The sequence below is a fragment of the Streptomyces sp. NPDC107517 genome (genome assembly GCF_055582645.1).
This window is the reverse complement of the sequence record NZ_JBVJPM010000009.1, coordinates 183,214-199,670: the sequence shown is the minus strand read 5'-3', so window position 1 is coordinate 199,670 and position 16,457 is coordinate 183,214. Positions and strand designations below refer to the sequence as shown.

Genomic DNA, 16,457 nt, shown 5'->3' with positions numbered 1-16,457 from the left:
CGAGAGCGGGTCGCGCCCCGGTCTTGACCCGGGCCGCCCCTTCGGGGTCCGATCACCCAGGACCCGCCGCGCGACCCAGGGACTATGACCGTATGACCTTGCAGATCAGCGCCACCAACCCCGAACACCCGGCCCTCCTTCTCGAACTCCCCTGGCATGTCCCCCTGGAGCAGTGGCCGGACGAATATCTGGTGCCGCTCCCCCGTGGCATCTCGCGCCATGTCGTGCGCTACGCCCGCGCGGGCAGCGAGATCGTCGCCGTGAAGGAACTCGCCGAGCGGCCCGCGCTGCGCGAGTACGAGCTCCTGCGTACCCTCGACCGGCTCGCGATCCCCGCGGTCGACCCCCTCGCCGTGGTCACCGGCCGAACGGACGCCGACGGCGCGCCTCTCGAACCCGTCCTCATCACCCGCCACCTGGGCGGCTCGCTCCCCTACCGCTCCATGTTCGAGACGACGATGCGCCCCGGCACCGTGCACCGCCTCATGGACGCCCTCGCCGTACTCCTCGTGCGGCTGCATCTGGCGGGGTTCGCGTGGGGAGACTGCTCGCTGTCCAACACCCTGTTCCGCAGGGACGCGGGCGCGTACGCCGCCTACCTCGTGGACGCCGAGACCGGGGAACTGCACCCCCGGCTCAGCGACGGGCAACGGTCATACGACATCGAGCTCGCCCGCGTCAACATCAGCGGCGAGATGCTCGACCTGGAGGCGTCGGGCGCGCTGCATCCGTCCATCGACCCGATCGCGTTCGGCACGGAGATCGGGGAGCGGTACGACGCGCTCTGGACGGAGCTGACGCGCACCTCCGTCTACCCGGCGGGCAAGCATCACTACATGGAGCGCCGCATCCGCCGTCTCAACGACCTCGGCTTCGACGTCGCGGAGATGCAGATCTCGCACGCGGAACAGGGGGACACGGTCACGTTCGTGCCGAAGGTCGTGGACGCGGGCCACCACCAGCGTCAACTCCTGCGCCTCACGGGCATGGACGCCGAGGAGAACCAGGCCCGTCGTCTCCTGAACGACTTGGAGAGCTGGATGGCCACGCAGGACGACTACGCGCCGGGCGATCCGTTGGGGGCGCGCGCCGAGGTCCTCGCGCACCGATGGGTACGCGACGTCTTCCGTCCGACCGTACGCGCCGTGCGCGACCACGTGCCGGACCGGACGGACGCGGCCGAGCTCTACCACGAACTGCTCGAACACCGCTGGTACCTGTCCGAGCGGGCGCAGCACGACATCGGGCTCGACGCTGCGGTCGAGGACTACGTCAAGAACATCGCCGGCCGGTCGCGGCCCTGACAGCGCCCGCTATGAAGATCGCCGGGGACGGAACCGGTGGCGCGAACCCATCGTGTTGACTTGCTCCTCGGGCTGAAGCCCGAGGATTCCGGCCTTCTCGATCATTGCTGTGCCGCTACGCGACACAGGGTTCGGTCGGGAATCCGTGGCTTCCTGTTTCTTCGCGCTGTGCCAGAACGGATTCTGGTCTTACCGGCGCTCTGCAGGCCGATACCGCCAGTCCGGCGGCCGTCTTCACGTTGATCGCGGCGTTGATGTCCCGGTCGTGGACCGTGCCGCAGGCCGTACAGGTCCACTCCCGGACGTTGAGGGGTTTGGGTCCGTCCTTGACGCCGCAGGCGGAGCAGGTCTGGGAGGTCGGTTCGAACCGGCCGATCTTGACCAGCGTCCGACCGTACCGCTCCGCCTTGTACTCCAGCATGCTGAGGAACGAGGACCAGCCGGCATCGTGCACGGACTTGGCCAGCTTCGTGCGGGCCAGTCCTGCCACCGACAGGTCTTCCACGGCGATCCCTTGGTTCTCGCAGATCAGTCGCGTGGAGAGCTGGTGGTGGAACTCGCGGCGTGCGTCGGTGACCTTGGCGTGGGCGCGGGCGACCCGCAGGCGGGCCTTGGCCCGGTTCTTGCTTCCTTTCTGTTTGCGGGACAGCTCGCGTTGGGCCTTCTTCAGTTTCTTCTCCGCGCGGCGCAGGAACCGTGGGGAGTCGATTTTCGTGCTGTCGGACAGGACCGCGAAGTGGGTGAGGCCGAGGTCGATGCCGATGGTGCGGTCGGTTGCGGGCATCCGCGCCTGGTCGGCGGTGGGGTCGGTGTCGATGACGAAGGAGGCGAAGTACCGCCCGGCCGCGTCCTTGACGACGGTGACGGAGGTGGGGGTGGCGGGCAGCGTGCGGGACCACTTCACCTTCACCGCCCCGATCTTCGGCAGGTTCAGACGGCCGCTGCCGGTGATGCTCCAGCGGGCGTTGGCGGTGAACCGGATCGACTGCCGTGTGTCCTTGCGGGACTTGAAGCGCGGACGGCCGATCTTTGGTCCCTTGCGTGTGCCCTTGAGGGAGGCGAAGAAGTTGCGGTAGGCGGTCTCGACGTCCCGCAGTGACTGCTGGAGGACGACGGCGGAGACCTCACCCAGCCAGGACCGCGCAGCGGTCTGCTTCGCCTGAGTGATCAGGCGAGTGGACAGCTCGCCGGCCGTGGGGAACGGCTGCCCGGCCTTACGGGCGTCTTCCCGGGCGCGGACCGCGTCGTTGAACACGACACGGGCACACCCGAACGCCCGGGCCAGCGCGGCCTGCTGAGCGGCGTCGGGGTACAACCTGAAGGCGTACCGGAGCTGCATGACGATCACACTAGGCAAGTCGAACCCACGTCGTCACCGGGAACATGCGAGCGATCCATCACCGTCACGAAGCAGGGTCCAGCTCCGCTGGAACGCCACCCCGACGCTCCGCGTTGCAACCATAGGATTCGCTTTACCCCCGGCCTCCTCAGCAGAGCCGTGAAGGCCGGAGCACTGCGAATGAATCCCGGTAGCACCGAGGAAGACGCGCCGACGAGGGGAGACGATCATGACCGGGAGTGTGCGGGTCGACGGGAACAGTCTGGTTCTGCCGGGCGGTGCGCGGGTGCGGTTCGTGCGCACGCTGCGCCTGCCGGAGACCGGAACGCATCCGCTGCCGCCGGGGCTCGGCGAGTTCCCCGTGCGGCGGGTCGAGGACTACGCGGACTCGGTGCCGCCTCAGTGGCGGGCGCGTGGCGGAGTGATGCTGCCGATGTATCTGCGCGAGGCGATGTGGCTGAGCTTCGCGGGAACGGACGAACCGGCCGCGCTCCAGGTGGGCGTGGGCAAGGTGTGCGCCATATCGGGGCTGCCGTGGAGCAGCCGGCTGTCCCGGGATCCGCAGAACTACGTGGTGCTGCCTCGTCAGCCGTGGCTCGACGGCATCAAGTCCGGGAAGGGCACGGTACGGCAGTTCGTGGCGCTGCCCCTGGGGCTCGGTGCCACGGTCGAGGGCCAGGTCACGGGCGAGGAGACCTGGGGCGGGATCCAGCTCCAGGCCTTCACTCTGAGCGAGCCCGCGCTGGGGGCCTGGCGCGCGGAGGAGGCCCGTAAGCGGGAGGCTGCCGCGCGAGCGGTGCCGCCTGCTCCCGGAGGCATGCAGTGGATGGGGCCGTCCGGCGGTTACGGGGCGGCGCCGATGCCGGCCGCTCCGGGTGCCGCACCGCAGGCTCAGGCGGCGCGTTCGATGGGTCTGGGCGCGGGCGGCACGATGCGCCAGCAGGTGTTCCGGGACGACCGGCCCGCGTCCGACTGGGCCGAAACGGCCGCGGGCCGGGTGTTCGTGCACCTCGTGACGCCGCCGGACTGGCACCGCATCACGGGCGAGGAGCCGCCGCCGTCGCCGGTGGACCGGGCCGCGTACACGAGGGCGGGACTGCCCTGGTTCGACTACTACGACGAGAGCGCGGAGGACCTCGCGCCGACGGACACGCTGGGGGCGGTGAAGCCCGCGGGTGAGTGGCTCGGCGACGACCACGAGCCGTGGCAGGCGCCGGGCGCGCACCAGGTCAAGCCTCTGGGGGACGCGGGCAAGCCGGTGGAGGACGGAGACTGGTGAGTGCGCTGTGCGGCGGGGTCGGTTCACCGGCCCCGCCCTGCGGCCGGCCCGCGTACGCGGCAGCTGTTGCGCGGCTGGGCCTGCGCAGTTGGGCGTGCGCGGGCGGCCGGTACCGTGGCCGCTACGTAATGGCGAGTGACGGCACCGGCCGCAGCCAGTGAGCCCTTGATCTGGCCGGGAGGAGTGCCCGAACTGGGCCAAGCGATGCACTTTCCGGTCACATGGATCGGAAGATGACAACTGGCCTGGCACTGTTCCCGAAACGGATCCGAGGGTTCGATGGATACCCAACACCGGGAAATTCAGCCATTTTCGAGTGTCCCGGTCCAGGTGTCCCATCGGCGTGGCCGCGCGGCCCCTGGCGTTCAAACCAGCAGGTCGCCGACCCCACGGGTTCCATCATGACCCCCCGGCTGATCGTTTTCTTCGGGCAATGTTTATTACCAAAGGTGATAGGAGTAATTAGACTGCACTCGCTCAACTCGGCGTGGACCTCAAGGGATTACCCACCATGAACAAGACGGCGCTCCGCGCCCTGCTCCGTGAACGGCGCGCCCTGATAGCCCCCGAATCCCACGGGTTCACCCGCCCCACGGGCCAGGGCCGGCGCGCCCCTGGCCTCTCCCAGCACCAGGTGGACCAACTGCTCCACCGCACCCTGGGGACGTATCACCGGCTGGAATCGGGGAGTTACCCAAACCCGCCGACGGAACTGCTGCACGACGTCGCCCAGCTCTTCGGCCTCAACGAGCAGGAATGGGTGCTTCTTTGCCGGTACGCGCTACTCCGGGACCCACCGGGGCCGCTCCACCCCTCCTCCGGAAAGGAGGTGCCCGGGGTGTGGCAGGAGGCGGTCGACAGCATCGGCCACATGGCGTACGTAACGGACGCGTCCTGGGATCTCCTCGCTTGGAACCAGGCCTTCGCCGACCTCTTCCCCGGCAGTCGGGTACCGGAGAACACGATGCGCTGGATGCTCCTGGATCCAGACGGCCGTAAGTCCTTGACGAACTGGCACACGGCCTGGGCTCCGCTGGTGATGCCGCAACTTCGTGCGGCCCTCGTTTCCAGGCCGCACGACGAAACGTTGCGCCAGATCGAGAAGGAGGTTCTCGCAGACCCCCAGGCCACGCCCATCTACGAGTCTGGCGGCGCCTCCATCCATCCGGACGGGGACGAACGCCCTCTCATGCACGCGGTACATGGTCCCGGCTGGTTGACGATGTGCGCGGCGCAGCCCATGACCGCTCCGGGCGCTCGACTCATCATCCTCGTCTTCCACCCCGGCACACGCCGCTCCCACATGCGTACGCCGATGCTCCGGCACCGTCCACTCGGGCCGAGCGAAGCCGGGTGAAGTACCTTGTGCGGCACCCCCCACATCCCGACCCAGCCCTGTGGGAGACACCGTGCCCGCTTTCGTCTCGATGCCCCGAACCGTCCTCGGAGCTCACAAGGTGACCACGGAGGACATAACCGACGACATCCGCAACCGCCACCCGGGCCACCCCCGACTCACGGTGATCCTGCGCGTCCTCGCCAACTGCGGAGTGCGCACGCGGTACTTCACCCGCCCCCTGGACTCGCCTACGGTCTCGGGTTCGGCCGGAGTACGCGAGCGCGCCGAGGCGGCCTTCGATGATGCCCTCGCCATGGCGGAACAGGCCGCACTGACGGCTCTTGACAGCTCAGGCGTGGCGCACGAAGACATCGATGCCATCGTCACCACCCATTCCACGGGCTGGTCCGTCCCCAACCTCGACGCCCATCTCATCGCCCGCCTCGGGCTACGGCCGACCGTACGCCGCATCGCGCTCACGACATTGGCCTGCTCGGGTGGCATCCAAGCCCTCATCCGGGCGGCCGACCTAGTCGCGGCACGCCCCGGGAGCAAGGTCCTGGTGGTGGCGGCGGAGACGATCTCCAGCGTGTACAACCACAACGACACCAGCCTCGAATCGATGATCTACAAGTCGTTGTTCGGCGACTCGGCCGCAGCGACCGTCGTCAGCGGTGAGCCGCTGGTGCCCGGTCTCGCGATCGACGACAGTTTCGAGTACATCCTGCCGGACAGCCTCGACCGGTACAGCGGCCGGATCGACGCCGACGGTCTGCACTTCGACTCCACCAAAAAGGCCCTCGCGGCCACAGACGACGTACTGCCCGTGCTCCGGAACTGGGTAGGCACCCGCGCTCCGGGCTTCGCCGTCATCCACCCCGGCAGTCCCCGCATCATCACCGACACCGCCACCGCCCTCGGCCTCACTCCCCAGGACGCCCGGCACTCCACGGACACGCTCTCCGAGGAGGGCAACCTCGGTGGCGTCAGCATTCTCCGGGTCCTGGAGCGCACCCACACCGCGCCTCCCGCCGCCGGAACCAAAGGCGTCGCCGTCGCCTACGGGCCCGGCTTCACCACCGCCGCCCTCCACGGCCACTGGCACGCCTGACACACTCCACCCTTCGTGTCTCATCGAGACACATGTCCCATTGGGACATCATTGGTGTACGCTCGAAGACATGAAGGCGAAGGACCCCGCTCCCCTCACAGAACCCGTCGAGGACCGTCGGCAGCGCAAGGCCCGGCAGACCCGGGAAGCGCTCGCCGCCGCGGCCGTCGGGCTCGTGCTGGAGCGGGGTCTGGGCGCCGTCACCGTGGAGGCCATCGCCGACCGCGCCGACGTCACGCGCCGCACCTTCAGCCGCCACTTCGGCGGCAAGGAGGACGCCGCCCTCGACTTCACCCGCAGCGACGCGGACCGGATCAACGCGGCCCTGCGCGCGCGCCCCGCGAGCGAGCCCCCGATGCTCGCCTACCGCAGAGCCGTCGAGCAGTGGCTGGCGGAGCCGTCCGCACCGCACCACAGGCCGCACATGCGGGCCCTGCTCGCGGCCCTCGACACGGAGCCGGCGCTCTTCGCCGCGTACGAACGCCTGCGGGTGGACGCCCAGGACGAGTCCGTGCGCATCATCGCCGACCGGCTCGGCACCGACCGGGACCGGGATCTGCGCCCGGCCGTCGTCGTCGGCGCCGCGGCCGGCGTGCTCACCGCCGCCCTGCGCCAGTGGGCCCGCGGCGGCGGGCACGACACAGATCTCGCAGACCTGGTGGGGCAGGCCTACGACGCCCTGACCGGGGAGGCCGCCCTCGCGTCGGCCCCCCACATCTCAACCAGAGAGTGAACAGCACCATGAGCAGTACGAACACCCCGGCACCCGTCAGCGACTACGCGACCGAGTTCGCCGGCAGGACCGCCCTTGTCACCGGCTCCGCCTCCGGCATCGGTCTCGCCACCGCCCGCCGCCTGGGCCGTGGCGGCGCGAACGTCGTGATCGCCGACCACAACGCCGACGGCGCCGAGAAGGCCGCCGCCGAGCTGAAGGCCGAGGGCATCATCGCCGCGGCCGTCGCCGTGGACGTCACGAAGCCGGAGTCGGTCGAGGCCGCGGTGAAGTTCTCCGTCGACACCTTCGGCGGCCTCGAACTGGCCGTCAACAATGCCGGGATCGGTGGCGAGAGCGCCCCCACCGGCGCATACGACATCGATGTCTGGAACCGCGTCGTCCGCACGAACCTCGACGGCGTCTTCTACTCGATGCGCCACGAACTGCCCGCCATCGAGGCGTCCGGCAAGGGCGGCGCCATCGTGAACGTCGCGTCGATCCTCGGCTCGGTCGGCTTCGCCGGCTCCCCCGCCTACGTCGCCGCGAAGCACGGTGTCGTCGGCCTGACGAAGACCGCGGCCACCGAGTACGCGGCGAAGGGCATCCGCGTGAACGCGGTCGGCCCCGGCTTCATCGACACCCCGCTGCTGCGGCAGATGGACCAGGACGCGTACGACGCGCTGACGGCGCTGCACCCGGCGGGCCGCCTCGGTCACGCCGAGGAGGTCGCCGAACTGATCGCGTTCCTGCTCTCCGACCGCGCCTCCTTCGTGCACGGCAGCTACCACCTCGTGGACGGCGCCTACACCGCGCGCTGAGGCGGGATCAGCTCTCCTCGGCTCATGACGAACCCCAGCTCCGGGAGAGCCTCGAGGCCGGCGCGCGGGTCGCCGCCCACGGCGGTCAGGTCTGCCGGGCGCCCCGGGGCGAGGAGACCCGCACGGCCGCCGACGCCCAGCGCGTCGGCGGCCTCCGTGGTGGCCATGTCGATGACGCACGACACCGGCATCCCGATGTGCTCGAAGAACGTCAGGTTCCGGCTCAGGCCGTCGAACCCGGCGCGCTGCACCCCCGCGTCGGTACCGGCGATGAGCCGAACCCCGCGTTCCGCCATGGTCCTCACCTGGCCGAACGGCCTCTCGGCGCGCTGGGCCCCGAACACGGCCCGACCGGGTCCGTACCCGCGTCGAAGACGAGGTGGACGTGTGCGCCTACGAGTCCGGGGAGCACGGTGGTGCCCGGCAGCGCGATGCGCTCGTCCCGCTCGTCCGCCAAGGCCTCGACGTCGGAGCGTCTCCCGGCCGCGACCACGGCGTCGCCGTCCGTGAGAACGGCACCGTCCTCGACACAGCGACCGCCGCGACCGGCCATCACGCGCGCCGCCGTGATCAGCCTTCTGCGGCTCATCCTGACCTTCCGAAGGGTCGGAAAGGGCACCCGGGAGTGTGTCATGAAACGGTTCCTTTCGGGCAGGGCACCATGGGTCATGCACCGCGAGGGGCTCAAGGGGAACGATGGACAGGCGGCAGGGACCGGGCACCCAGGGAGCACGGGACCCGTACTTCGACAATGCGAAATACCTGACGATCGTGCTCGTGGCATGCGGGCACGCGTGGGAACCACTGACGTACGGGAGCCGCACCGTGACGGCGGTGTATCTCGGCGTGTACGCCTTCCACATGCCGGCGTTCGCTCTCATCTCCGGCTATTTCTCCCGGAGTTTCGACATGGCGCCCGGCCGGCTGCGCCGCCTTGTCGGCGGGGTCGTGGTGCCGTACGTGCTGTTCGAGGTCGGGTACACGCTGTTCTACCGGTGGGCGCAGGACGATCCGGAATATCCGATCAGCCTGCTCGACCCCTGGTATCTGATGTGGTTCCTGGTCGCGCTGTTCATCTGGCGGCTCACCACGCCCCTCTGGCTGCAACTGCGTCACCCGGTGCCCGTCGCCCTGGCGCTGGCCGTGTTCATGTCGACGGCGCCCGACGCGGGCGGTGACCTTGGGCTCCAACGGGTGGTGGGTTTCCTGCCGTTCTTCGTCCTCGGGCTGACACTGCGGCCCGAGCACTTCGAGCGGCTGCGCACACGGCGGGCCCGGCTGTGGGCGCTGCCCGTGGCGGCCGCGGCGCTGATCGCCGCGTACGCGGTGGCGCCCTGGTTCGACGCGGGCTGGTTCTACCACCGGGGCAGCGTCACCGGCCTCGGCGCCCCCGCTTGGGCGGGACTGGTCACGACCCCGGCCCTGTTCGCCCTCGCCGTCGTCCTCAGCGCCTGCTTCCTGGCCTGGGTGCCAGGACGGAAGACACTGTTCACGACACTGGGCACGGGAACGCTGTACGCGTACCTGCTGCACGGCTTCCTCATCAAGTCGTCGCGCTTCTGGGGCTGGTACGACCACCCATGGCTGCACACTCCGGCGGGCGAGCTGGCGGTGACGGCCACGGCGGTCACCGTCATCACTCTTCTGTGTACGGCTCCCGTGCGGTGGGTCTTCCGGTTCGCCGTGGAGCCTCGCGTGCCATGGGCGTTCCGGCGTACGGAACCGGTACGGGAAGCCGAACCGCCGGTGACCGGCGTCCCCGGCGAGCGTGTCCTGCGCCCCTAGCCTGTGCCGGGTCGCCTCACCTTTCAGGCGGACTTTCAGCCGGCCCCCAGAGAGGCACCCCTCGTGATCCGCACCCGCTTCCGCCGCTTCCGCCTGCTGCTGACCGCGGCCCTGCTGCTCGCCTCGGTGCCCGTGCTCGGCGGCACGGCGCACGCGGGCGGCACGTGTTTCGCGACGCATGAGGACGCCCCGATCTACGCGGGCAACAACCCGTGGACGGACATCGTCGGCCATCTGGACCCGGGCGTCCCGGTCAACGGCACGCGGCAGGGCGCGGACGAGCTGTGGCGGGTCTCGCGCACGGACAACGGCGCGCCCCTCGGATTCATGCGCGCCGCCGACCTCACCTGCGACGGCGGCTGACCGCCTGCGCGGACGAAAGCAGGGCGTGCATGCGCTCGTTCAGCTGTCCCAGGTCGTCGGCGGGCGTGTGGAACGGGAGGCGCACGTCGGCCTGGCCGCGGATGCGTTCGAGCCGGAGGGTGAGTCCGTGCCGGTCGACAGCCAGGGGCTGGACCCGGACGACGCCGTGCAGGCTGTCCACGTCGACGAGCCGGGTGAGCTGCTCGACGGCTTCGGGGTGGCAGTCGGCGAGATGGGTGAGCAGGCGGGGTTCCGCCGCGGTGAGTGGGTCGGGCGCGGTCTCGGCGAGTTCGTCGAGATCGATGCCCGTGCGGCCGGTACGCGTCTGGAGCACGGCGCGGACGGGCCTGAGCACGAACTGCTCGCCGTCGGGTTCGAGCGTCCCGGACAGCCACAGACGTGCGCGGATCCGGTCCCTGACGGGTACCGGCGCGGCGTCCGCGAACTCGATGAGCGCGGTCGGCTCACCGCGGGGCGCGCAGAGCACGGCCGCGGACAGGAGGCTGTCGGCCGGCGGCTGGATCCGTACCTCGCCCTCATCGGTGACGCGATGGGATCCGACGAGGTCCTCCCGCCCGATGTCCGTCGTCACTTCGCACGACCAGGCGGTGGCGAGCATGGATCGCGCGCGTGCCGCCGCGGTGGGAGCGGCGGTACTGATCTGTCGGACACCCATCCGAATCTCCTTAGGTAAGCCTTGCCTAAGTTATCGGAGATTTGCGGAGGAGGCCAGTACGCGCGATGGCGCCGAACGCCACGCGATCGGGCGGTGAATATGCCATACGCCCACACGGGTCGGCCGGGAGCGGCATCATGCCGCCATGGACGGTACTGCCCTTCTGCGGGACCTCTTCACGCCGGACGAGTACGACGCGGTCCGCTCGCACGCGGACCACCTGGGCGTGACGGTGGTCGAGTACGTACGTCAGACAGCCGCCGAACGTGCCCTGGAACGACTGCACTTGGCGCAGGCCATGGAGGCCCAGGACCTGCGCCTGGGGAAGCTGTCGATACCGCACGTCGAGCGCGGCCGCTGCGGCGAGGGACCGCCCGCGCTGCAGCGCTTCCTGGACTCCCTGACGCATCCTCCGGGGACGACGAGCTGACGCGAACGGCCCCGAGCCGGATTGGCCGGGGCGCGCGAGGGCAACCGGCCTCCATGACCCCAAAGACTGCGGCACGTCGGAGAAAGGGCCAGGAACGCAAGGGCCAGGAACGCAAGGGCGCGGAACGCAAGGGCGCGGCACAGAAGCAGGTGGCGAGAAAGCGGGTGCCACGGAAGCCGGTGGCACGCAAGCCGGCGACACGTAAGCCGGTGCCGTGGGGGCGGATCCTCGCCCGGGCGCTCATCGCCGGCTTCGCCTTCTTGGCGCTCGTGGCCTTCTCCGCGGTCCTCGCCCGGCTGACCCTGACGCCGTCCCCGGCGTCGGCGGACGTCGCGGGGTCCAACATGCGGCCGGGGCACTCCCTGCGCCAGTACGCCGAGTCGTACACGTTCCTCGGCGCATGCAAGCAGATCGGCGGGAATCTGCTGCTCGGCGCGCCCTTCGGGCTGCTGCTTCCGGTGCTTGTGGCGCGCAAGGGCCGCATGATGCGGGTGCTCGCGGTGACGGTGCTCGTGATGGCGCTCGTGGAGCTGGCGCAGGGCGCGATCGTCGAGGGGCGCGCCTTCGATGTGGACGACGTGATCCTGAATACGACGGGCGCCCTGATCGCCTACTTCCTGCTCGGGCGCCGCATCGGGCACAGCTACCACGCCCTCGCACAGCCGTCGGGCCGTAGCCGCTTGGCGATCAGGTTCCCGGGGAATGGGGCTCGTTACCGGGGAACACCCGGCGCCACAGGCAACGGAAGGAAGTGATCGTCATGCGTGCGCTCAAGCGCGCCGTACGGCGACCCGCACGCGTGGAGTACCTGTTGCCGCAGGGCTCGGGCTCGGCCCGCTGGGCCCGCCGCCTCACCCAGGACTTTCTTGCGGGACGGAGCCCCGGCGGCGCACACGACGCGGTGCTCGTCGTCTCGGAGCTGGTCGCCAACGCCACCCGGATCAAGGGCAGTCACTGCCGGATGAGTCTGTGCCTCGACGCGGACGAGCTGACTGTCTCGGTCCACGACGACAGCCCGCACCACCCGCGCCTCAGGCCGCATTCGGTCTCCGCGGAGTCGGGCCGCGGCATCTCGCTCGTCGACGCGCTGTCGCGCCGTATGTGCGTGGTGAGCGACCCCTACGGCGGAAAGACGGTTCGCGCCGTACTCGCCCACCCCTGATGACCGGGCCCTTCCGGGCGGCAGCGCTCCGTCTGCCGCCCGGCGTGATCGACCGGCCGGATCATCCGGCCTGATCGCCCGGCTCAGTGCCCCCTGGCGATCCACTCCTCCAGGTGGGGCGCCTCCGCCCCGATCGTCGTGCTGTCGCCGTGCCCCGTCCGTACGACGGTCTCCGGCGGCAGCGTGAGGAGCCGCTCCCTGATCGACTCGACGATGGTGGGGAAGTCGCTGAACGACCGCCCCGTCGCACCCGGGCCACCCGCGAACAGGGTGTCCCCCGTGAAGACGGCGCCGAGTTCCGGCGCGTACAGGCTGACCGCGCCGTGGCAGTGCCCCGGCGTGTGCAGCACGGTCAACTCCACGCCCGCCACGGCAAGTTGCTGACCGTCGGCGAGTTCTCCGTCAGGCGTGCGGTCGGGGTGCTTCTGCTTCCACAGCTCCGTGTCCGCGGGGTGCAGGAGGATGGGCGCCCCGGTGCGCTCGGCGAGCGCGGGTGCCGCGTCGATGTGGTCGTCGTGCGCGTGGGTGCACACGACGGCGACGAGGCGCCGGTCGCCCACGGCCTCGGCGATCGCGTCGGCGTCGTGCGCCGCGTCGATCACGACGACCTCGCTGTCGTCGCCGACGATCCATACGTTGTTGTCGACGTCCCAAGTGCCCCCGTCGAGGGAGAACGTGCCGGACGTGACGAGGTGTTCGATGCGCGCGCCCGCCATCAGAAGATCACCACCGAGCGCAGCACGTCGCCGTGGTGCATTCGCTCGAACGCCTTCTCCACGTCCTCCAGGGCGATCGTCTCGGTCACGAACGTGTCGAGGTCGAGCCGGCCCTGCCGGTAGAGGTCGATCAGCATCGGGAAGTCGCGCGAGGGCAGACAGTCGCCGTACCAGGACGACTTGAGCGCGCCGCCGCGCCCGAACACGTCGAGCAGAGGCAGTTCGAGCTGCATCTCGGGCGTGGGGACGCCGACGAGGACGACGGTTCCGGCGAGGTCGCGGGCGTAGAAGGCCTGCTTGTAGGTCTCCGGGCGGCCGACCGCCTCGATGACGACGTCGGCGCCGAACCCTCCGGTCAGCTCGCGTACGGCCTCGACCGGGTCGGTGGAGCGGGAGTTGACGGTGTGCGTGGCGCCGAGCTTCCTGGCCGTCGCCAGCTTCGTGTCGTCGATGTCGATGGCGATGATCTTCCCGGCACCGGCGAGGTGGGCGCCGGTCACGGCCGCCGCGCCGACCCCGCCGCAGCCGATGACGGCGACGGAGTCGCCACGGCCCACGTTGCCGGTGTTGAGGGCGGCGCCGAGACCGGCCATGACGCCGCAGCCGAGCAGACCCGCTGCGGCGGGCGACGCCTCCGGGTCGACCTTGGTGCACTGCCCTGCGGCGACGAGCGTCTTGTCGGCGAACGCGCCGATCCCGAGCGCGGGCGAGAGCTCCGTGCCGTCGAGGAGCGTCATCTTCTGCTTCGCGTTGTGCGTGTCGAAGCAGTACTGGGGGCGCCCGCGCAGGCAGGCGCGGCACTGGCCGCACACGGCACGCCAGTTGAGGATCACGAAGTCGCCCGGCGCGACCTCGGTGACGCCTTCACCGACCGTCTCGACGACACCGGCCGCCTCATGACCGAGCAGGAACGGGAACTCGTCGTTGATGCCGCCCTCCCGGTAGTGCAGGTCTGTATGACAGACCCCGCACGCCTGGATCTTGACCACGGCCTCCCCGGGCCCCGGATCCGGCACGACGATCGTCTCGATCCGCACCGGCTCTCCCTTGGCCCGCGCGATCACGCCTCGCACCTGCTGCGCCATGACGATCAGCCCTCCACTCGCTCGTCGCATCGTTCTTCGCCATCTTCACAGACGGGCCCCCGATCCGGGGCCGGGGTGACGAGGAGCGCGACCGCACGGGTCGCTAGCATCCGGAGCATGTCTGTCTACGAGAATGTCGAGATCGCCGCCCTCCAGGGCGGCCCGGCCGACCTCCCCCAGTACGAGGGCAAGGCCGTCCTCATCGTCAATGTGGCCTCGAAGTGCGGCCTCACCCCGCAGTACGCGGCCCTGGAGCAGCTCCACGCCGAGTACGCGGGCCGCGGCTTCAGCGTGCTCGGGGTCCCCTGCAACCAGTTCATGGGCCAGGAGCCCGGCAGCGCCGAGGAGATCGCCGAGTTCTGCTCGGCGACGTACGGCGTGACGTTCCCGATGACCGAGAAGGTCGAGGTGAACGGCGACGCGCGCCACCCCCTGTACGAGCGACTGGTCACCACGGCGGACGCGGAGGGCCACGACGGGGACATCCGCTGGAACTTCGAGAAGTTCGTGCTCTCCCCCGAGGGCGAGGTCGTCGCCCGCTTCTCGCCGCAGGTCGTGCCGGACGCGCCCGAGGTGCTCGCCGCGATCGAGGCCAACCTTCCCAAGTAGCGGTGACGCGGTACTCCGCTCGCCGGCCTCCGTCATGCCCCGCTCCGAGCAGTCGGCGCGGGGTGTGTCGAGGGCTCCGTGGCCGAGCGGGCCGGGCGCGATGGCGGCGCGGCGGAACGGCTCGCCCGCGGCGCGGCCTCGCGCCGCTCCCCCGCGTCCACGACAATGGCAGCGATGACGCCCGAACCCGTCGAGTCCACCCCCGGAATCCGGCTCTCCTCCGCCAGGGGTCGCTGGATCCTCGCCTGTGTCGTCCTGGCCTCCGGGATGGCGATGCTCGACGGCACGGTGGTCAATGTCGCCCTGCCGACCATCGGCCGCGACCTCGACGCCTCCCTGTCGAGCCTCCAGTGGGTCGTGAACGCCTACATGCTGACGCTGTCCGCCCTGCTCCTGTGGGGCGGCGCGCTCGGCGACCGGATCGGGCGGCGGCGTGCTCTCGTGCTCGGCGTGGCCTGGTTCGCGATCGCGTCGGCGCTGTGCGGGCTCGCCCCCGACCAGGGTGTACTCATCGCAGCCCGCGCGTTGCAAGGAGTGGGCGGTGCGCTCCTCACCCCCGGGTCGCTGGCCCTCGTACGGTCCTCGTTCTGCCCCGAGGACCAGTCGCGGGCCGTGGGCGCCTGGTCGGGGCTCACGGGTGTGGCGGGGGCGCTCGGACCGTTCCTCGGCGGGTATCTGATCGACGGCCCCGGGTGGCGGTGGATCTTCCTCATCAATGTGCCGCTGGCCGTGGTCGTGCTGCTGATCGCGGTGCGGCACGTCCCGGAGAGCCGTGAGGCCGAGGTCGCCGGGACCCGCTTCGACATGGCGGGGGCCATGCTCGCCGCCCTGTGCCTGGTGGGCGTCAGTTACGCGCTCATCGGGTCGTCCGGTGGCGCGTCCGCCGTGTCGACGGCGCTGCCCGCCGTGCTCGGTGTCGCCGCCGGCGTCGCCTTCGTCGCCCTGGAGCACCGGCGCGCGAACCCGATGCTGCCGCCCTCACTGTTCCGCTCGCGGCTGTTCAGCGCGGCCAACGCGATGACGCTGTGCCTGTACGCGGGGATCGGCGGCATGCTGTTCCTGCTGCCCGTACAGCTCCAGATCGCGCTCGGCTACAGCGCGCTGGAGGCCGGTGTGGCGACGCTGCCGATCACCGTCCTGATGCTGCTGCTCTCCCCCCGTGCGGGCGATCTCGCGCGCCGTGTGGGGCCGACGCCGCCGCTGGTCGCCGGGCCGCTGATCGCGGCGGTGGGCGTGCTCCTCATGCTGCGGATCGAGCCCGGCTCGTCGTACGTGGCCGATGTCCTGCCCGCGGTGGCGGTCCTCGGCCTGGGCATGAGCGTGTTCGTCGCGCCTCTGACGGCCACGGTCCTGGCGTCGGTCGAGCCGGGCCGCGCCGGGCTCGCCAGCGGCGTCAACAACACGGCGGCCCGGATCGCGCAGCTCCTGGTGGTGGCGGCGCTGCCGCTGGCGGTCGGTCTGTCCGGGGACGCGTACACGCAGCCGGGCTCCGTCAACACGTCGTTCCACCGGGCGGCGATAGGGTGCGCCCTGCTGTTCGCGCTGGGGTCGGCGACAGCCTTCGTGTTCATTCGTCCGGCGGCGGTCCGGACGCGGCTGGAGGAGGCTCCGAAGCCGCAGTGCCGCTCGCATCTGGGCGTGGCGGCACCGGCGTTGGAGCCCGGGCCGCGCAAGCGGGGCCCGGGGAAGATCCCGTAGCTCGCCGCCGCGCGGCGGGGCATGGCGG

19 protein-coding genes are annotated in these 16,457 nt (G+C 70.5%); 13 read left to right on the top strand and 6 right to left on the bottom strand.

The annotated features are described in order from the left end of the window. Positions 1-92: 92 nt before the first annotated feature. Entirely contained in the window at positions 93-1,304 is a 1,212-nt protein-coding gene (locus ACZ67T_RS22090; protein ID WP_469986201.1) for a DUF4032 domain-containing protein, read from the top strand. 115 nt (positions 1,305-1,419) lie between these two features. Here ACZ67T_RS22090 and ACZ67T_RS22085 read toward each other — a convergent pair whose 3' ends face one another. Then, positions 1,420-2,643, bottom strand: coding sequence for an RNA-guided endonuclease InsQ/TnpB family protein (locus ACZ67T_RS22085; protein ID WP_469986200.1), 1,224 nt, complete (start codon positions 2,641-2,643; stop codon positions 1,420-1,422). Between the two features lie 229 nt (positions 2,644-2,872). Here ACZ67T_RS22085 and ACZ67T_RS22080 point away from each other — a divergent pair, with 229 nt between their 5' ends. The 5 genes from ACZ67T_RS22080 (at position 2,873) to ACZ67T_RS22060 (ending at position 7,905) form a co-directional block, all read left to right on the top strand. Then, complete coding sequence (locus ACZ67T_RS22080; RefSeq protein WP_469986198.1) at positions 2,873-3,922, top strand: hypothetical protein; 1,050 nt, start codon at positions 2,873-2,875, stop codon at positions 3,920-3,922. Between the two features lie 511 nt (positions 3,923-4,433). Continuing rightward, the gene (locus ACZ67T_RS22075) at positions 4,434-5,279 is read left to right on the top strand and encodes an MmyB family transcriptional regulator (RefSeq protein WP_469986197.1); all 846 of its coding nucleotides are present in this window, start codon (positions 4,434-4,436) and stop codon (positions 5,277-5,279) included. Between the two features lie 70 nt (positions 5,280-5,349). Next, complete coding sequence (locus ACZ67T_RS22070) at positions 5,350-6,372, top strand: PhlD (RefSeq protein WP_469986413.1); 1,023 nt, start codon at positions 5,350-5,352, stop codon at positions 6,370-6,372. A gap of 70 nt (positions 6,373-6,442) precedes the next feature. After that, entirely contained in the window at positions 6,443-7,105 is a 663-nt protein-coding gene (locus ACZ67T_RS22065; protein WP_469986195.1) for a TetR/AcrR family transcriptional regulator, read from the top strand. 8 nt (positions 7,106-7,113) lie between these two features. Next, the gene (locus ACZ67T_RS22060) at positions 7,114-7,905 is read left to right on the top strand and encodes an SDR family NAD(P)-dependent oxidoreductase (RefSeq protein WP_469986193.1); all 792 of its coding nucleotides are present in this window, start codon (positions 7,114-7,116) and stop codon (positions 7,903-7,905) included. On the opposite strand, the gene ACZ67T_RS22055 is transcribed toward ACZ67T_RS22060, so the two are convergent. Then, positions 7,890-8,201, bottom strand: coding sequence for an amidohydrolase family protein (locus tag ACZ67T_RS22055; RefSeq protein WP_469986191.1), 312 nt, complete (start codon positions 8,199-8,201; stop codon positions 7,890-7,892). The two genes, ACZ67T_RS22060 and ACZ67T_RS22055, sit on opposite strands and share 16 nt — an antisense overlap. 5 nt (positions 8,202-8,206) lie before the next feature. Further along, positions 8,207-8,494 carry a hypothetical protein gene (locus ACZ67T_RS22050; protein WP_469986190.1) on the bottom strand — a complete coding sequence of 96 codons (288 nt, stop codon included), beginning with the start codon at positions 8,492-8,494 and terminating at the stop codon, positions 8,207-8,209. A gap of 107 nt (positions 8,495-8,601) precedes the next feature. On the opposite strand from ACZ67T_RS22050, the gene ACZ67T_RS22045 reads away from it, so the two are divergent. Together ACZ67T_RS22045 and ACZ67T_RS22040 are read left to right on the top strand one after the other, a co-directional pair. After that, positions 8,602-9,690 carry an acyltransferase family protein gene (locus ACZ67T_RS22045; protein ID WP_469986188.1) on the top strand — a complete coding sequence of 363 codons (1,089 nt, stop codon included), beginning with the start codon at positions 8,602-8,604 and terminating at the stop codon, positions 9,688-9,690. 63 nt (positions 9,691-9,753) lie between these two features. Then, positions 9,754-10,053 carry a hypothetical protein gene (locus ACZ67T_RS22040; RefSeq protein ID WP_469986187.1) on the top strand — a complete coding sequence of 100 codons (300 nt, stop codon included), beginning with the start codon at positions 9,754-9,756 and terminating at the stop codon, positions 10,051-10,053. On the opposite strand, the gene ACZ67T_RS22035 is transcribed toward ACZ67T_RS22040, so the two are convergent. After that, complete coding sequence (locus ACZ67T_RS22035; RefSeq protein ID WP_469986185.1) at positions 10,034-10,729, bottom strand: DUF2470 domain-containing protein; 696 nt, start codon at positions 10,727-10,729, stop codon at positions 10,034-10,036. The genes ACZ67T_RS22040 and ACZ67T_RS22035 overlap by 20 nt on opposite strands. A gap of 145 nt (positions 10,730-10,874) precedes the next feature. On the opposite strand from ACZ67T_RS22035, the gene ACZ67T_RS22030 reads away from it, so the two are divergent. The 3 genes from ACZ67T_RS22030 to ACZ67T_RS22020 all read left to right on the top strand — a co-directional run bounded on the left by ACZ67T_RS22030 (position 10,875) and on the right by ACZ67T_RS22020 (position 12,321). Then, a complete protein-coding gene (locus ACZ67T_RS22030) occupies positions 10,875-11,159 on the top strand; it encodes a hypothetical protein (RefSeq protein ID WP_469986184.1) in 285 nt (94 codons plus the stop codon). Between the two features lie 224 nt (positions 11,160-11,383). Beyond that, positions 11,384-11,914: a VanZ family protein gene (locus ACZ67T_RS22025; RefSeq protein ID WP_469986411.1), complete on the top strand. Its 531-nt coding sequence runs from the start codon at positions 11,384-11,386 to the stop codon at positions 11,912-11,914. A gap of 5 nt (positions 11,915-11,919) precedes the next feature. Then, positions 11,920-12,321, top strand: coding sequence for an ATP-binding protein (locus tag ACZ67T_RS22020; RefSeq protein WP_469986183.1), 402 nt, complete (start codon positions 11,920-11,922; stop codon positions 12,319-12,321). Positions 12,322-12,404: 83 nt separating this feature from the next. Here ACZ67T_RS22020 and ACZ67T_RS22015 read toward each other — a convergent pair whose 3' ends face one another. Both ACZ67T_RS22015 and ACZ67T_RS22010 read right to left on the bottom strand, forming a co-directional pair. Then, complete coding sequence (locus ACZ67T_RS22015) at positions 12,405-13,037, bottom strand: MBL fold metallo-hydrolase (RefSeq protein WP_469986181.1); 633 nt, start codon at positions 13,035-13,037, stop codon at positions 12,405-12,407. Further along, positions 13,037-14,122, bottom strand: a complete 1,086-nt coding sequence (locus tag ACZ67T_RS22010; protein WP_469986410.1) for an S-(hydroxymethyl)mycothiol dehydrogenase — start codon at positions 14,120-14,122, stop codon at positions 13,037-13,039. The genes ACZ67T_RS22015 and ACZ67T_RS22010 overlap by 1 nt, the downstream gene beginning before the upstream one ends. 117 nt (positions 14,123-14,239) lie before the next feature. Between ACZ67T_RS22010 and ACZ67T_RS22005 the strand changes: the two genes are divergently transcribed. Both ACZ67T_RS22005 and ACZ67T_RS22000 read left to right on the top strand, forming a co-directional pair. Continuing rightward, positions 14,240-14,731 carry a glutathione peroxidase gene (locus ACZ67T_RS22005; RefSeq protein WP_469986179.1) on the top strand — a complete coding sequence of 164 codons (492 nt, stop codon included), beginning with the start codon at positions 14,240-14,242 and terminating at the stop codon, positions 14,729-14,731. A gap of 174 nt (positions 14,732-14,905) precedes the next feature. Further along, a complete protein-coding gene (locus tag ACZ67T_RS22000; RefSeq protein ID WP_469986177.1) occupies positions 14,906-16,429 on the top strand; it encodes an MFS transporter in 1,524 nt (507 codons plus the stop codon). The last annotated feature ends 28 nt before the right edge of the window (positions 16,430-16,457 follow it).

Excerpts from the sequence above, each read along its gene's own strand:
- ACZ67T_RS22045 (WP_469986188.1), top strand. The coding sequence starts at position 8,602 with ATGGACAGGCGGCAGGGACCGGGCACCCAGGGAGCACGGGACCCGTAC.
- ACZ67T_RS22030 (WP_469986184.1), top strand. The coding sequence starts at position 10,875 with ATGGACGGTACTGCCCTTCTGCGGGACCTCTTCACGCCGGACGAGTAC.
- ACZ67T_RS22000 (WP_469986177.1), top strand. The coding sequence starts at position 14,906 with ATGACGCCCGAACCCGTCGAGTCCACCCCCGGAATCCGGCTCTCCTCC.
- ACZ67T_RS22075 (WP_469986197.1), top strand. The coding sequence starts at position 4,434 with ATGAACAAGACGGCGCTCCGCGCCCTGCTCCGTGAACGGCGCGCCCTG.
- ACZ67T_RS22050 (WP_469986190.1), bottom strand. The coding sequence starts at position 8,494 with ATGAGCCGCAGAAGGCTGATCACGGCGGCGCGCGTGATGGCCGGTCGC.
- ACZ67T_RS22060 (WP_469986193.1), top strand. The coding sequence starts at position 7,114 with ATGAGCAGTACGAACACCCCGGCACCCGTCAGCGACTACGCGACCGAG.
- ACZ67T_RS22015 (WP_469986181.1), bottom strand. The coding sequence starts at position 13,037 with ATGGCGGGCGCGCGCATCGAACACCTCGTCACGTCCGGCACGTTCTCC.
- ACZ67T_RS22085 (WP_469986200.1), bottom strand. The coding sequence starts at position 2,643 with ATGCAGCTCCGGTACGCCTTCAGGTTGTACCCCGACGCCGCTCAGCAG.
- ACZ67T_RS22005 (WP_469986179.1), top strand. The coding sequence starts at position 14,240 with ATGTCTGTCTACGAGAATGTCGAGATCGCCGCCCTCCAGGGCGGCCCG.
- ACZ67T_RS22065 (WP_469986195.1), top strand. The coding sequence starts at position 6,443 with ATGAAGGCGAAGGACCCCGCTCCCCTCACAGAACCCGTCGAGGACCGT.
- ACZ67T_RS22055 (WP_469986191.1), bottom strand. The coding sequence starts at position 8,201 with ATGGCGGAACGCGGGGTTCGGCTCATCGCCGGTACCGACGCGGGGGTG.
- ACZ67T_RS22080 (WP_469986198.1), top strand. The coding sequence starts at position 2,873 with ATGACCGGGAGTGTGCGGGTCGACGGGAACAGTCTGGTTCTGCCGGGC.
- ACZ67T_RS22090 (WP_469986201.1), top strand. The coding sequence starts at position 93 with ATGACCTTGCAGATCAGCGCCACCAACCCCGAACACCCGGCCCTCCTT.
- ACZ67T_RS22020 (WP_469986183.1), top strand. The coding sequence starts at position 11,920 with ATGCGTGCGCTCAAGCGCGCCGTACGGCGACCCGCACGCGTGGAGTAC.
- ACZ67T_RS22010 (WP_469986410.1), bottom strand. The coding sequence starts at position 14,122 with ATGGCGCAGCAGGTGCGAGGCGTGATCGCGCGGGCCAAGGGAGAGCCG.
- ACZ67T_RS22070 (WP_469986413.1), top strand. The coding sequence starts at position 5,350 with ATGCCCCGAACCGTCCTCGGAGCTCACAAGGTGACCACGGAGGACATA.
- ACZ67T_RS22035 (WP_469986185.1), bottom strand. The coding sequence starts at position 10,729 with ATGGGTGTCCGACAGATCAGTACCGCCGCTCCCACCGCGGCGGCACGC.